This is a genomic window from Acinetobacter sp. YH12046, from assembly GCF_013419905.1.
Lineage (GTDB): Bacteria > Pseudomonadota > Gammaproteobacteria > Pseudomonadales > Moraxellaceae > Acinetobacter.
This window is the reverse complement of record NZ_VOZF01000001.1, coordinates 25,609-40,909: the sequence shown is the minus strand read 5'-3', so window position 1 is coordinate 40,909 and position 15,301 is coordinate 25,609. Positions and strand designations below refer to the sequence as shown.

The 15,301-nt window shown below is 43.5% G+C and carries 14 protein-coding genes and 1 pseudogene; 13 read left to right on the top strand and 2 right to left on the bottom strand.

Annotated features, from left to right (window positions below):
- Window positions 1–2: 2 nt before the first annotated feature.
- The 3 genes from dmpG to FTU03_RS00180 all read left to right on the top strand — a co-directional run bounded on the left by dmpG (window position 3) and on the right by FTU03_RS00180 (window position 3,856).
- Entirely contained in the window at window positions 3–1,022 is a 1,020-nt protein-coding gene (gene dmpG / locus FTU03_RS00190; RefSeq protein WP_125279391.1) for a 4-hydroxy-2-oxovalerate aldolase, read from the top strand.
- Between the two features lie 415 nt (window positions 1,023–1,437).
- Window positions 1,438–2,712, top strand: a complete 1,275-nt coding sequence (locus tag FTU03_RS00185; RefSeq protein ID WP_179992840.1) for an OprD family outer membrane porin — start codon at window positions 1,438–1,440, stop codon at window positions 2,710–2,712.
- Between the two features lie 283 nt (window positions 2,713–2,995).
- Window positions 2,996–3,856, top strand: a complete 861-nt coding sequence (locus FTU03_RS00180; RefSeq protein WP_004781813.1) for an alpha/beta fold hydrolase — start codon at window positions 2,996–2,998, stop codon at window positions 3,854–3,856.
- 376 nt (window positions 3,857–4,232) lie between these two features.
- Here FTU03_RS00180 and hcaR read toward each other — a convergent pair whose 3' ends face one another.
- A complete protein-coding gene (gene hcaR / locus FTU03_RS00175; protein ID WP_179992839.1) occupies window positions 4,233–5,141 on the bottom strand; it encodes a DNA-binding transcriptional regulator HcaR in 909 nt (302 codons plus the stop codon).
- Window positions 5,142–5,421: 280 nt separating this feature from the next.
- Between hcaR and hcaE the strand changes: the two genes are divergently transcribed.
- The 7 genes from hcaE (at window position 5,422) to FTU03_RS00140 (ending at window position 11,970) form a co-directional block, all read left to right on the top strand.
- On the top strand, window positions 5,422–6,789 hold the full coding sequence (gene hcaE, locus FTU03_RS00170; RefSeq protein ID WP_004781815.1) for a 3-phenylpropionate/cinnamic acid dioxygenase subunit alpha: 1,368 nt from the start codon (window positions 5,422–5,424) through the stop codon (window positions 6,787–6,789).
- Window positions 6,786–7,304, top strand: a complete 519-nt coding sequence (hcaF, locus tag FTU03_RS00165; RefSeq protein ID WP_004781816.1) for a 3-phenylpropionate/cinnamic acid dioxygenase subunit beta — start codon at window positions 6,786–6,788, stop codon at window positions 7,302–7,304. Before hcaE ends, hcaF begins: the two co-directional genes overlap by 4 nt.
- Window positions 7,304–7,630, top strand: coding sequence for a 3-phenylpropionate/cinnamic acid dioxygenase ferredoxin subunit (gene hcaC / locus FTU03_RS00160; protein WP_004781817.1), 327 nt, complete (start codon window positions 7,304–7,306; stop codon window positions 7,628–7,630). Before hcaF ends, hcaC begins: the two co-directional genes overlap by 1 nt.
- Window positions 7,631–7,632: 2 nt before the next feature.
- A complete protein-coding gene (gene hcaB, locus FTU03_RS00155; RefSeq protein WP_004781818.1) occupies window positions 7,633–8,448 on the top strand; it encodes a 3-phenylpropionate-dihydrodiol/cinnamic acid-dihydrodiol dehydrogenase in 816 nt (271 codons plus the stop codon).
- A gap of 67 nt (window positions 8,449–8,515) precedes the next feature.
- Window positions 8,516–9,481: a 3-carboxyethylcatechol 2,3-dioxygenase gene (locus FTU03_RS00150; protein WP_004781819.1), complete on the top strand. Its 966-nt coding sequence runs from the start codon at window positions 8,516–8,518 to the stop codon at window positions 9,479–9,481.
- 4 nt (window positions 9,482–9,485) lie between these two features.
- Window positions 9,486–10,715, top strand: a complete 1,230-nt coding sequence (hcaD, locus tag FTU03_RS00145; protein WP_034704704.1) for a 3-phenylpropionate/cinnamic acid dioxygenase ferredoxin--NAD(+) reductase subunit — start codon at window positions 9,486–9,488, stop codon at window positions 10,713–10,715.
- A 346-nt stretch (window positions 10,716–11,061) separates the two neighbouring features.
- Entirely contained in the window at window positions 11,062–11,970 is a 909-nt protein-coding gene (locus FTU03_RS00140) for a DMT family transporter (protein WP_125279397.1), read from the top strand.
- A gap of 54 nt (window positions 11,971–12,024) precedes the next feature.
- On the opposite strand, the gene FTU03_RS00135 is transcribed toward FTU03_RS00140, so the two are convergent.
- On the bottom strand, window positions 12,025–12,462 hold the full coding sequence (locus FTU03_RS00135; protein ID WP_179992838.1) for a GNAT family N-acetyltransferase: 438 nt from the start codon (window positions 12,460–12,462) through the stop codon (window positions 12,025–12,027).
- Window positions 12,463–12,593: 131 nt separating this feature from the next.
- Between FTU03_RS00135 and FTU03_RS00130 the strand changes: the two genes are divergently transcribed.
- From FTU03_RS00130 to FTU03_RS00120, 3 genes and pseudogenes are all read left to right on the top strand, one after another.
- Entirely contained in the window at window positions 12,594–13,532 is a 939-nt protein-coding gene (locus tag FTU03_RS00130; protein WP_179992837.1) for a cation diffusion facilitator family transporter, read from the top strand.
- A gap of 411 nt (window positions 13,533–13,943) precedes the next feature.
- Complete coding sequence (locus FTU03_RS00125) at window positions 13,944–14,999, top strand: MBL fold metallo-hydrolase (protein WP_159123646.1); 1,056 nt, start codon at window positions 13,944–13,946, stop codon at window positions 14,997–14,999.
- A gap of 84 nt (window positions 15,000–15,083) precedes the next feature.
- Window positions 15,084–15,203, top strand: a pseudogene (locus FTU03_RS00120) (catalase-peroxidase 2); the annotation flags it as partial.
- Between the last annotated feature and the right edge of the window lie 98 nt (window positions 15,204–15,301).

Here is a 15,301-nt window from a genome sequence, read left to right as displayed (position 1 = left end):
TCATGTCTAAGATTATTATTAATGATATGACTTTACGTGATGGTATGCATCCCATGCGCCATCAAACTACACCTGAGCAAATGGTTGCGATTGCAACTGCTCTGGATGATGCAGGTGTACCGCTGATTGAAGTAACACACGGTGACGGCCTTGGCGGTAACTCTGTGAACTACGGTTTCGCAGCTGCAACTGATGAAGAATACCTGAAAGCGGTGATTCCAAACCTGAAACAAGCGAAAGTATCTGCACTTTTACTTCCTGGTATCGGTACGGTTGATCACCTGAAAATGGCACATGATGTAGGTGTAGCAACTATTCGTGTAGCGACTCACTCTACTGAAGCAGACGTTTCTGAACAGCACATTACTGCTGCTCGTAAACTGGGTATGGACACTGTGGGCTTCCTGATGATGGCTCACATGGCAACACCTGAAAAATTACTTGAAGAAGCACAAAAAATGGTGTCATACGGTGCTAACTGTATCTATGTGACTGACTCTGCTGGTTATATGCTTCCGCAAGACGTGACTGACCGTGTAGGTATTTTACGTGCTAACTTGGGTTCAGATATCGAAATCGGTTTCCATGGTCACCACAACTTAGGTATGGGCGTAGCTAACTCTGTTTCTGCTGTACAAGCGGGTGCAACACGTGTTGACTTGGCATCTGCCGGTCTGGGTGCTGGTGCAGGTAATACGCCACTTGAACTGTTTGTTGCGGTTGCCAATCGTATGCAAATGGAAACTGGTGTTGACCTGTTTAAAGTACAAGACGTTGCAGAAGATCTGATCATCCCAATGATGACTCATCAGATCCGTGCGGACCGTGATGCTGCAACTTTAGGTTATGCGGGTGTTTACTCTTCATTCCTGCTGTTCGCTAAACGTGCTGAAGCAAAATATGGCGTATCTGCTCGTGAAATTCTGCTTGAGCTTGGTCGTCGTGGCACCGTTGGTGGTCAGGAAGATATGATTGAAGATTTGGCATTGACTATGTCTAAAGCGAAAGAGCTTCAAGCTTAATAGTTAAAAGCTAAATTTTAAAAAAAGCGTCCGAAAGGGCGCTTTTTTATTTATTTGAATAAAATGAATAAGATATTAAAACGATAGAATAAGATATTTTAATTATTACTATTTATTTTAAGAAAATAATCACGCACATTTCCTTAAACATAAAAACGATAAATAAAAAGTTATTTTTAAATAATAAAAAAATAATAGCTGTTTATATAATAGAAAACATGGATTTATATTGATTATCTGGTTAATTTTTTATTTTAGTTAATTGTTTATAAATATAAGTCTTTTTCAAATTTCAGCATACTTATTCTATCTATAGAGATTAATAGAAAAATTTTAATACTGTAGTCGGATTTTTAAAAAAACTAGAGTTGAGCATGATAGCGGCATAGCTTAATTTGATTACTAGGAATAAGCCATGCGTCGTCAAAACTTATGGATAGCAATGCTTGCTGCAACAGCAAGTTTAGGAACAACTGCAGCGAATGCAGATTTTATTGACGATAGTAATGTCCAGCTTAAATTTAAAAACTTTTATCTAGATCGTCAGTATCAAGATGATTTTTCTTCACGTAATTGGGGTTCTTGGTCACAAGGTGTGACTTTGGATGCGAAGTCAGGCTATCACGATATTGGTGGTGGGGTGCAGGTTGGTGCAGATGTTCTGGTTCAACATGCAGTTAAACTCAAAGGCCGTGATCAAAATCCGGATTGGGTGTTGCCTCACGATGGTAAAGAATCTAAAGATCATTTTGGTAAAGTTGGAGCAACCTTAAAAGCTAAAGTTTCTGAGACTGAGCTGAAAGTGGGTGAGTTATTGCCTGTATCTCCAGTGCTGGTATTTGATCCATCTCGTCAGCTCATCACTACTTATAGCGGTGCATGGTTAGAATCTAAAGAGATTAAAGATACCAAACTGACTTTGGCTTATATTGATAAAATTAATAATCGTTACGACAATCAGTTCCGTGATTTAGCTTTATTTTCTCCAGGTAGAACTTTACCTGATGGTAGACAAGGTCATTATGACTTAGGTCCTGAATCTGATGGTATGTGGATTGCCGGTGTAGATCACCAGTTCACGCCTGAAATTAGTGGTAGCTACTGGTATGCAGATGTTCAAGACATCTACCAACAGCATTACTTGGGTGTGAATTACAAAACTGCGCTAGGCGAAAAAACCAAATTAGATAGCCATGTGCGTTATTTTGATAACTCAGATTCAGGTGACAAACTGTATGGTGATATTGATAATCAGGCATTGTCAGTAGGGGCAAAAGTTAATCATGGTGCGCATACCGTAGGTCTGGGTTATCAGCAAATGTTTGGTGATACTGCATTTCCAACATTCGGTGGCTGGGTGCCGCAGCCTTATCTGGTGAACTGGGGCGTTGCAACCTTTACTGCACCAGAAGAAAAGTCATGGAATGTTTCTTATGGCTATGACTTCTCTGAAATGGGTGCCAAAGGATTAAATGCAACTGCAGTTTATTTCAAAGGTTATGATGCTCAATCAGGTGATCAAAACTTTAATACTGATGAGCTAAATTTGATTGCGAATTACACTGTTCCAGAGGGTAAGTTAAAAGGATTAGGCATCCAAGCAATGTATATCGATGTGAATTTTGCTAATCCTACTAAACCAGATCTTCAAGAATACCGCGTAGCGACGACTTATACCCATAAATTCTAAGTTAAGCGCATTTTAAGGGCAGTCAGTATTCTGACTGCTTTTTTTTGAGTTAAGAACTTAATCAAAGCCTTAAATTAAACAAGGTTTTAAATTTAAAATAATTAATTAAAACAAGGACTTAAATAATATATTTTTTGTAGTATGCAATCGTAATTTTATATCAGTTGAAGACAGTAGAGCGGTTAATATAAGACGGTAAAAAGATCATTTTTAATGAGTCAACTTGACGTCGAATTCTCGTCATCGAGGAACACGCAAGCAAGAAACTGTAAGAGGAATCATGATGAGCACTGTTCAAATCCCTGATTATAAAACAGATCCTTTCTTCGGCTTAGAAGACAAATGGATTGAAACTGCAGAAGGTGAGTTGACTCACTACCATGAAATTGGTGAAGGTACGCCTATTCTGTTCCTGCACGGTTCAGGTACGGGTGTGTCTGCTGCTGCAAACTGGTGGTTAAACCTACCTTCAATTGGTGAACAAGCACGTTGTATCGCAATCGATACCATTGGTTATGGTCAAACTGTGGTTGCACCAGGTACTGCTTATGGTATCCGTGCATGGGTGGATCATGCTGTACGTACTCTAGATGCTTTAGGTATCGAAAAAACCTGGTTAGTGGGTAACTCTCTGGGTGGCTGGTTGGCATTCCAGATGGCACTTGATTATCCTGAACGTGTTCTAGGTATCGTGTCTATGGGTACTGGCGGTGCAAAACAGACTGCTGCACTAAAAGCACATGCAAACCCTGTATTAACTGAAGAAGGCATCAAGAAAACACTTTCTATGTTTGTCGTGAACAAAGACCTGATCACTGACGAACTGGTGAAAGTACGTTTTGCTTCTGCTGCAAATGACTATGCATCAAACCGTTTGATGGATGTAGTAGGCGCACGTGACCGTGACCGTTTCGAATTCCCATTAGACTTCGAAAAAATGAAAGACATCACTGTACCTGTATTATTGATTCATGGTACTCAAGATGTGGTCATTCCGGTTTCTCGTACTTGGGACATCCTGAACATCGTGCCAAATGCTGATGCACACATCTTCAGTCAATGTGGTCACTGGTCTCAAGTTGAAAAATCAGATGAGTTCAACACTGTGATCAAAAACTACCTGGCTGTACACGGCGTAAAATAAGTCGTAAACAGTTTAGAAAAAGGATGGCTTCGGTCATCCTTTTTTCTTTCTAAAATATTTGATTTACTGCTGCCAAATGAGTGTCATTTCATTCAGTGAATTTTTTGAATGTTTTTAATGCCTTTTAGCTATTAATCAGAATTTCAAAAATTAAAATGGGCCTTAGACTTCTTATTAGACTTAAGTTGTAAAAGAAGCCTAATTTGAGCAAAAATTAAACCTAATAAGCCATGGTCGGAGATGTTGGAAGCCAAGCTAGATGTGGTCTGTCATAGGAAAAATGAATATAAAATGAAATTTTGATCAGAAAAAATAAAAACAAAAAAGCACACATATTCTCAGAGGAAATTACGTGTGCTGCTATAAAAATAGAAAATTAATGTGGTTCGTCGCGGTTAATGTCTAGGTAGAATACGCGAGTCAGGAGTTCCAGGAACTTCTTCACTGCGACTGAATTACTATCCTTGCGATAGCTAACATAAAGATCTAAAAAGGGAAGTTCTACATCCAGCGGGCGGATTACAGTATTGTTCATGGTCAATGGTGCGATATAGCCTGGCAGAATGGCACAGCCCAAACCCATTCCAATCGAGTTGATATTGAACAGGATATTATCCGCCTTTTGCACAATATTAAGCCCAATGCCATTGGTCTTGGCAAATTCCATAATCGTATTGTGCAGGGTGAGTGACTGTTCTGCAGATGGAATAATAAAATCTATACCATTCAGTAATTTAACTGGAATACGGTCGTATTTCGCTAAAGGATGATCCTTCGGCAAAATGAAGATCAATGGCTCACGAATCACAAACTGGCTTTCAATTTCATCACTATGGAAATTGTGACGGGTAAAGGTCAGATCCAGTTCGCCTTTCTTCAATAATCGCATTTGCTCATTATTGTTCAGACTGAGCAATTCAATTTTTAAATCAGGGTTTTGCACGCGCAGATTCGGCAGGATATACGGGAAGATTTTCATTTCCGCGACAGGGACGAAACCGATGCGTAGCATCTGCTGCTTGGCTTGTGAGACCTGACGGGCCATGGCAATCGCCTTATCAGCTTGTGCCAGCGTCAGGCGGGCCTGTTCTAGGAATACAGCACCTTCTTCGGTCAGTTCGACTTTACGCTTGGTACGGTGTAGCAGTTTGACACCGACATCTTCTTCCAAATCTTTGATTTGCTGACTAAGTGATGGCTGAGCCGTGTAAAGTTTGAGTGCTGCCTTACTGAAGTTGAGTTCTTCAGCCACAGTAATGAAGTAGCGGAGGTGTCGTAATTCCATATCATCAGCCCGTCGAGTAATCCAAAAAATGTCTTACTATAATTTCAGAAGAGTATAATCTATAAACAACTATGTCGTGAAGATTATTTTGTCATTTAGAAAGTAAATGCTTTGGAGGGATTGATTAGTGTTTTAATATAAAAATACACGCCTAGAATAATTGCTTAAAACTATTAATTGAAACAAAAAAAATATTTCCCCAAAACCGCCCTAAAATCCATCATCGTTGAAAAGTTGAGTCTATTACTTTGTGCCATAACTGGTCACAGGAGAGCTTTTCATGAGTGGAAAAATTGATGTGCGCGAAATCGACGCTTTAGTCGATGCACAAAATGGACGTATCACGCCATCTATCTATACAGATCCTGACATTTACGAATTAGAACTTGAACGTGTCTTCGGTCGTACATGGTTATTCCTTTGCCATGAAAGCCAAATTCCTAAGGCTGGCGATTTCTTCAATACCTACATGGGTGAAGATCCAATCATCGTGGCACGCCAAAAAGATGGCTCAATCAAAGCATTCTTAAACCAATGCCGTCACCGTTCTATGCGCGTAAGCTTCGCAGACTGTGGTAATACACGTGCGTTCACTTGCCCATACCACGGCTGGTCATACGGTATTGATGGTTCTCTAAAAGACATCCCGCTTGAAGATCGTGCTTACCCACATGGTGCATGTAAAGAGCAATGGGGTCTGGTAGAAGTTAACCGTGTTAAATCATACAAAGGCCTGATTTTCGGATGCTGGGATGAAACGACTCCAGATCTAGAAGAATACATGGGCGATATCGCTTGGTACCTGGACGGCGTTGTAGATCGTCGTGAAGGCGGTACTGTGATTGTGGGTGGTGTACACAAATGGGAAATCGAGTGTAACTGGAAATTTGCAGCTGAACAGTTCGCATCTGACCAATATCACGCGTTGTTCTCTCACGCATCTGCAATTCAGGTGCTTGGTGCGAAACCAGACGACGAATCTTCTAAGAAATTAGGTGCTGCACAAACTGCTCGTCCAGTTTGGGAAACTGCGAAAGACGCGATCCAATACGGTTCACGTGGTCACGGTTCAGGCTTCTTCTTCACAGAGAAACCAGACGCAAACGTATGGGTTGATGGTGAAGTAGCAAACTACTTCCGCGAAACTTACGAAGAAGTGAAAGAACGCCTAGGTGAAACTCGTGCGCTGCGTCTTGCAGGTCACAACACCATGTTCCCTACATTGTCTTGGTTGAACGGTACTGCGACTCTTCGTGTATGGCACCCACGTGGTCCAAACAAAACTGAAGTTTGGGCATTCTGTATCTGTGATGCGGACGCGCCAGAAGATGTACAAGCAGCATTTGAACGTTCTGCAACTCGTGCCTTCGGTCCTGCTGGTTTCCTGGAGCAAGATGACTCTGAAAACTGGATCGAAATCCAAAAAGTTTTACGTGGTTACAAAGCGCGTCAAAACAAACTCATTATGGAAATGGGTAAAGGTAACGAGAAAGTACGTGAAGATGGTATCCCGGGTATCACTAACTATATTTTCTCTGAAACTGCAGCACGTGGTATGTACCGCCGTTGGGCAGATTTATTGATTCATGAAAAATGGGAAGACGTTGAAGCTGCGGCTGACGAATATGAGAAGGAGCTTATGAAATGAGTCAAATCAGTTTAGAACTTCATCACCAAATTAGTCAGTTCCTGTATCAAGAAGCCAAGCTTCTTGATGACTGGAAATTCCGCGAGTGGTTAGACACGCTAGCTGAAGATATTTCTTACACGCTACGTACTACACCAAACGCTCAAACGCGTGACCGTCGTCGTTCAGTTGAACCACCTACTACCTGGGTATTCAACGATACGAAAGATCTTCTGGAACGTCGTGTTGCACGTCTGGAAACTGGTATGGCTTGGGCTGAAGAGCCTCCATCACGTACCACTCACATGGTGAGCAACGTGATTGTTGAGCCAACTGAAGTTGAAGGCGAATACGATGTGTACGTGACATACCTACTGTACCGTACCCAGAAAGAGAAAGACGTTACGATTTACTGTGGTAAACGTCATGACAAGATCCGCAAAGTTGAAGGCGGCCTGGGCTTCCAGATCTTCAACCGTAAGATCACGCTTGACCAAGTTACCTATAACTCACATAACCTGAGTGTGTTCTTCTAATGAATAAGATTTTTGTTTGCCAAGTTGACGAATTAGACGAAGGCGAAGCGTTAAAAGTGGATTGCGGCGTAAACGGTATCGAAGCGCTTGCAGTATTCAACAACGGTGGCGAATTCTTCGCAATGAACGACCGCTGTTCACACGGTAATGCTTCTATGTCTGAAGGCTACCTTGAAGACGACGGTACAGTGGAATGTCCACTTCACGCAGCTCGCTTCTGTTTGAAAACAGGTCAGGCACTTTGCTTACCAGCAACTGACCCAATTCAAACATTCCCGGTTGTACTTGAAGATGGTGCGTTATACGTAGAGATGGCAGGAGAGTAATCATGGGTTGGCTACAAGGCGAAGTTGCACTGATCACTGGTGGTGGTTCAGGTCTCGGTTGGGCACTGGTAGAACGTTTCCTGGAAGAGGGTGCACAAGTGGCCGTTCTTCAACGTTCACAGTCTAAAGTCGATGCACTGAATGCACATTTTGGTGATCGCGTGCTGGCAATCGCAGGTGATGTGGCCAGCTATGAAGACAACGTCCGCGCTGTTAAAGCGACTGTAGAGCGTTACGGTAAACTCGACTGTTTCGTGGGTAATGCCGGTATCTGGGATCACTATGCCGATATCGTCAATACTTCAGGTGAGCAGCTGGAAAAAGCCTTTGATGAGATTATGGGGATTAATACCAAATCTCTGATCTTAGGCGCGAAAGCTGCACTTGATGAGCTCGTGAAATCTGAAGGTTCGATCATTTTTACACTGTCAAATTCTGCACTTTATTCTGCAGGTGGCGGTCCAGTTTACACAGCATCGAAACATGCCGGTGTAGGCATTATGAAAGAACTGGCTTATGAACTTGCACCTAAAGTCCGAGTCAATGCCGTTGCGCCATCAGGTATGAATGTGAATATCAAAGGTGCTGCATCTTTGGGTCAGGAAAATCTTGGCCTGCTCGATGCACGTGATCCTGAGAAAATCGCCCGTGGCATGCCACTGAATTTCTTACCTGAGCCGGAAGATATGACTGGTTCATATGTGCTCTTGGCATCTCGTCAAAATAACCGTCCTTTGACTGGTGTTCTGATCAATGCAGAATGCGGTCTGGGTATTCGTGGTCTACGTCAGCCACGTGCCGGTTTCTTTGACGAATAAAAATCTAGTCTGAAATGGACTTTTCGGCAGCCTGTTCTAAGGCTGCCTTCCTTTTAAGGAGTCTCTCATGGCCGTTAAACTTATTTGTGCATCGCACAGTCCTTTAATGGAATTTGCTTCACCGCAGGAAAAACGCAAAGAACAGGCTGTTCGTGAAGCGTTTGAAAAACTGTCTGCTGAAGTAAAAGCTTACGACCCAACCCTGATCATTACCTTTGGTCCTGACCATTTCAATGGTTTCTTCTATGACCTGATGCCAAGCTTCTGTGTGGGCATTCGCGCGACTGCTGCAGGTGACTGGGACTATGGTAAAGACAATGCACACATTGATGTACCAGAAGACAAAGCACTGGGCTTAGTGCGTCGTGTACTCGATGAGGGCGTGGACGTTGCGTATTCTTACCGTATGCAAGCCGACCATGGTGTGACTCAGCCATTGCACTTCCTGTGCGACGGCAAACTTGATCGTTATCCAACGATTCCAATTTTCATTAATGGCGCTGCAGCACCGATGCCAACTACGAAGCGTACCATCGCTTTAGGCCGTGCTGTAGGTCAGTTCATCAAATCTCTGAACCTTGAAAATGAGCGTGTACTAGTTCTGGGGACAGGTGGTCTGTCACACGATCCACCAACTCCGCAAATGGGTTCTGTACCACCAGAAGTGGAAGAGTTCCTGATTGCAGGTCGTAACCCGACACCTGAAGCACGTAACGCGCGTCAGTCAAAAATCATTGCAGTGGGACAAAAACTGGCAGCGGGCGACACCTCTGTTGCAGTTCCTCTGAATGCTGAATGGGATATCGCATTGCTTGAAAAATTCAAAAATGCTGATTTCGCTGCACTAGAAGCCATGACTGAAGCTGAAATCCGCCGTGATGGTGGCCGTGGTGGTCAGGAAGTTCGTTCGTGGATGGCGGCATTTGCTGCTTTAAGCGAAATGGGCGAGTACGAAATGACAACGCACTGTTATGAAGAAATCAGTGAATGGATTGCGGGCTTCGGCATCGTATCTGCAGAGTTAAAAGGTTAAAGACATGAGCAACATCGAAACCATCGTAATTGTAGGTGCTGGCCAGGCAGGTGCAAGCGCGATTTTAGAACTTCGTGGCAACAAATACGAAGGTAAAATCATTCTGATCGGTGATGAAACGCATCTTCCTTATGAGCGTCCACCACTGTCTAAAGACGTGATTCTAAAACCTGAAGAGACCAAGATTGAAATCCTGTCAGAAGAAAAACTGGCGGAACTTGGTGTAGAAACCATTCGTGGCAATGGCGTGAAAAAAATCAACGCTGAAGCGAAAACGGTTGAACTTCAAAATGGTGACGTTGTTGCTTATGACAAACTGTTGCTTGCTACAGGCGGCGCAGCTCGTCGTCTGCCGAACTTCGATGCGCTGGGTAAACATGTTTATACGCTACGTAACCTAGAAGATTCACAAGCACTGGTTCCAGTATTGCAATCAGGCCGTCGTATTGTCCTGATTGGTGGTGGTGTGATCGGTCTGGAACTGGCTTCTTCAGCACGTTTCAAAGAATGTCAGGTGACTGTGATCGAAATGGGTCCTATGGTGATGGGTCGCTGTTCGCCACGTATTCTGAGCGAATTCCTGCTTGAACAACAACGTTTGGCAGGTATCGACGTTCGTCTGGAAACCAAAATTGCAGATTGCAAACTGGATGGTGAAGAAGTGGTGATTACCCTTGAGGGTGGTGAAGAACTTCGCGCTGATGCTGTAGTTTATGGTATTGGTATCGTGCCAAATGCACAATTGGCTGTAGAAGCTGGCCTGGATGTTGATTTCGCGATTAAAGTAAATGAAAACTGCCAGACTTCAAATGCAGACATCTATGCAGCAGGTGATGTGGCAACTCAACTTCGTAATTGCGGTAACCACCGTCGTGTCGAAACTTGGGAAAATGCCAACCTGCAAGCAGGGATCTTTGCACGTCATGTGATGGGCGTTGAGCATCCGACACCTAACCCGGCATGGTTCTGGACAGATCAGTTGGACATCAATTATCAGTTCGTAGGTGACATGGCGGCTGCTGAATGGCAAGTTCGTGGTGAAATCAATCCAGAGCTTCGCGCTGAATCATCATTCGTGATGTTTGGTGTGACTGATGGCGTTATTGTCGGCGGTATTACGGTAAATGCGGCAAAAGAAATGCGTCACCTGAAAAAGCTGATCAGCAAGAATGCAGCGTTTGAAGCAGATAAATATTTAGATCTCAGCCAGGATCTTCGTAAACTTGTGAAATAACTTTGTTTTATTGATAAGTTTACAAAAGGGCAGACCTTGGGCAACTTGGGTCTGCTTTTTTATGAGTATTAAAAAATATTGAAAGATGTAGGGACTTGATTGTGATGAGCAGTTATCATGACCTCCAATTTTGATTCTACTTATATAAGTTATAGAGTAGGTGCTTTTACTTTTAAAAGATGAGCCATATATGGCGCAAGGTAACAAAAATCTTTTGAGCATTTGAGGCTACTTCCCTGTATCCCAAAAGCTCGAGCGGCATCCCTGCCACCATCAGTATTGTCGATTGTGGATTTGAACGAGAAGTTAGTTCAATTCTTTCTAAAAAAATTTAATTGAGTCTTTTATGAATTCAAATTCATCTCCCATGCTGGTGACGGCAAGTATTTATGCCTTGCTGGTGCTGATCTGGGCAGCAACGCCACTGGCGATTGTCTGGAGCGTGCAGGAAGTGCACCCGATGTGGGTGCTGATCATCCGTTATTTCGGCGCTTCTCTGCTGGCGCTGGCGATCTTGGCTGCCATGCGTAATCCATTGCCATTTGATCGAACCTCCATGATGAGCTATGTAGCAGGTAGCCTGAACTTGATCGGCGCGCAGTTATTTATCTACCTGGCTGCGAATTATTTGACCTCTGGCTTAATGGCCTTAATTTTCGGTTTCTCACCACTGGTTGCAGGTCTGATCGGGCATGTCATCCTGAAAACCAACCGTCTGATCTGGCTGCAATGGCTCGGTATGGCAGTTGCCGTCGGTGGTTTAAGTTTTGTCTTTGCGGAGTCAGCAGATAGTAAAGTGAATCCGTGGGGTGTGGTGCTAATGCTGATTAGCATGGTGTCTTATATCAGCTCGATTTTCTGGGTGAAGCAGATCAATGCACCGTTAAAACCGATGTCCCAAGCCACCGGTTCTTTGATTGTTTCCTCATTGGGATCATTGCTAATCATTCCATTTATCTGGCAATCTTTCCCAACACAAATGCCAAGTATGCAGGCGCTGTTCGGCTTTGGTTTTACCATGATCCTGTCTTCGATTGTGGCGATGCTGTGTTACTTCTGGCTGATTCGCCGTCTGGCTGCATCCACCGTATCCCTCAGCAATGTGATGACGCCAATCATTGCCCTGATTCTCGGTGCAACCCTGAATAACGAAGTGATCAGCAGTCATGCCTTTGCTGGTATTGCGGTAGTGATGTTCGGGATCGTGATGTACTTCTGGAAAGAATGGCGCGAGCAGTATTTTTCTAAATCTTAAAATAGATTGTTCAAGTTAAATTCAGACCTAAAAGGAAGCTTTGGCTTCCTTTTTTTATTTTTGCAGTTTTAGATGCAGTATTGGGTAGGGATTACCTTCAGCATCGGTTTCTGAGCGGCTGATGATCTTGAAACCATGTTTTAAATAGAAAGCAATCGCATTAGGGTTGTGCTCATTCACATCAACTTCAGTCACACCCAGAGCAAGAGCATGTTGCAATAACTGGCTGCCAATACCTTGCCGGAAGGCCAAAGGGGAAATAAACAGCATTTCCAGTTTGCTGCCTGCAATGCCCATAAAACCCAGAATCTGCTGCTGATGTTCCACATGGAACAGTTGCACCTGAGCAAAATAACTATGCTGGATAATCTGCTGGCGAATCTTCAGGACCTGCTCGTCATTTAGGAAATGATGCGTAGCACGGACGGATTGTTCCCACAATTCTAGGAGCTGAGGATGACGATCGGCAGAAGTAGGGATAATCACAGGCATGAAGATTCCGATTAAAAATGAGAACAACAAAACAATAAACAATTTATGTCAGCAGTTTATTAAGATGCAAAGAGATAAAATGAAAAATCAAATAGATCCATCTGTTTGAGGAAAAACTAGGACAACTTTGAATGTCATCTGAATCTAATAAAATTGTGGTCTATGCAGCATTATTTGGCAACCTGGCTATTGCGCTGGTGAAGTTTATTGCGGCCTATATCACCAATAGTTCTGCGATGCTGAGTGAAGCGATTCACTCGGTGGTTGATACCCTGAATGAAATTCTGTTGCTGTACGGCATGAAAAAGGCAGAGCAGCGCCCAGATGCCCACCATCCTTTTGGCTATGGTCGTGAACTGTACTTCTGGGCCTTTATCGTGGCCTTGATGGTCTTTGCTCTAGGTGCCATTGTGTCGATCTATCAGGGCATCCAGCACATTATTCATCCTGAAGAAATGCAGGATCCGATGATCAACTATATTGTGCTGGGTATTGCGATTCTGTGTGAAGGATTCTCCTGGACAGTGGCTTTAAGAACCTTCCGTAAAATGAAAGGGAAGATGGGCTATTTCGAAGCCTTTAGACGGAGTAAAGATCCGACCACCTTTACCGTATTATTTGAAGATACTGCTGCGCTAGTAGGTCTTTTTATTGCCCTGATCGGGATTTTCCTGGCTCATCAACTGAATATTCCTGAGCTGGATGGTGCTGCCTCTATTCTAATTGGTGTCGTGTTGGCGGTATCGGCCTGGTTACTGGCACGTGAAACCAAAGGCCTATTGCTGGGTGAAACAGCAGATCCTAGACTGCGTGAAAATGTGCTTAACATTGCCCAGCAGGATGCTGCGGTCTATAGTGCCAATGGGGTACTGACTGAGCAGATGGGCGCGCATCAGGTGATTGCCTCCTTAAGTCTGGAATTCAAAGACGATCTCACTTCTGATGAGATCGAAGCGTGCGTTAACCGGATTGAAGCGCAGATCAAACAGCTACACCCGGAAATTATTACTCTGTTTGTGAAACCTCAAACCAAAGCGGTATGGCTGGAACGAACCCAAGGTCGTATTTGAGGAAGTGAAGATTTCAGCAGATAACTTTCGTCGGATAGTCAGAAGGGCATCAAGCGTGATTACATGAATACGGGATAAAAATTTAGGTCATGAAATCATGTACAGTCAGGTACGGAGTGAGAATTATCGGATGAATATCGATCATTCTCCTGTCTTTTTAGAAAGAAGAATGGACACAAACTTGATCTCGAGTATTCATTTTTTTAGAAGCTTTTCATCGGTTTTAGTCTTTCCATGGGCTCGATGTTTTGCTAAAAATAACAAAAACATAAATGAATCTTAGGCACGTATTTCATACTATGCTGAAATACCGAAGTATATAAGTTTGTATGCGATTTAAAGAGATGCTCCGTTTGAAAATTCCAGGTGGATGCTGTCTTGCATATAACAAATAATAAATAGTGGATATTTATGCAAGATCTTTTCAAGACTAAAAAATTTCAGCTTGAGACTGAGTCCAGTTGGAAACATCTCTGGTCCAAGCCGGTATTTGATTATCTACATTCCGATCATTTTGATGGTGAGCGGTTTAAGAATCTGGAGCATCATTCGCTCGAGCAGAGTCGCTTTGACTTGTATAAATGGTTATTCACCAGAAAATCCAGCACCTGGGAAGTGAATCTGGAACAGGAACGTGCCGAGTTTTTTTCACGTCCGCGTGCCTTGCCACAAAATCGGCCGGAAGCCACTTTAGATGACTGGCAAATCTGGTTTATTGGGCATGCCACCGCTCTGATCCAGATCGGGCCGTATAATTTTCTGACTGATCCGGTCTGGTGTGAATATGCCAGTCCTTCTGCATCCCGAGGGCCACAGCGCGTCATTCCTGCTGGCATTGCCCTGGATGAGCTGCCGCATATTGATGCCGTATTGCTCAGCCATAACCATTATGATCATATGGATCTGGCGACCTTGGCCTGGCTGCATCAGACCTATCAAATGCCGATCTATACCGGCCTTGGTAATGGCTGGTACCTGCCTAAAGACTATAATGTCATTGAAATGGACTGGTGGGAAAATGCATTTTTTGAAGATATCCAGATTGTCTACTCGCCAGCACAGCATGCTTCAGGACGTGGAATGCGCGATCAGAACTGTGCATTATGGGGCGGTTTTTCCTTGTTGAATGGTAAGGACCATTGCTATTTTGCCGGGGATAGCGGCTATGCGCCGCATTTCAAGGAAATTCGCAAACGCCTTGGACCACCACGAATTGCGCTGTTGCCGATCGGTGCCTATGAACCGCGTGAACTGATGCGCAATATTCATATGAATCCGGAAGATGCTTTTCATGCCCATCAGGACTTAATGGCACGTTGTTCTATGGCCATTCATTATCGGACCTTCCAGCTCACCGATGAAGCACGTGACCAGCCTGAAAATGAATTGCAGCATATTATCCAGCATTCCTCCAAGCTGATTAACCCGTTTTACTGTATTCGTGAGGGCAAACGGATTATTGTCTAAGGGCTTAAGATCACTCCTGTATAACGATTGAGTCGTTAGCTAGCATATAGAGTAGCTCTCATTTGTATAGGATTAAATCCTATGCTGAAGGGTACAGGTGCCAATCGTGGTGGAAACAAGCATGGCATACTGACTGATCGGGTGGGTATGTTGAGCAATGATTTCTTCGTGAATCTGATGGATATGAAAAAGATCTGGGTACCGGTAGAAGAACCTTTTTGAAATCCGTGACCGTCAAACACATGACCTGAAATGAACTGCAATTCATATTCCTAATGCTTTAATTTAACACCAATAAAAAA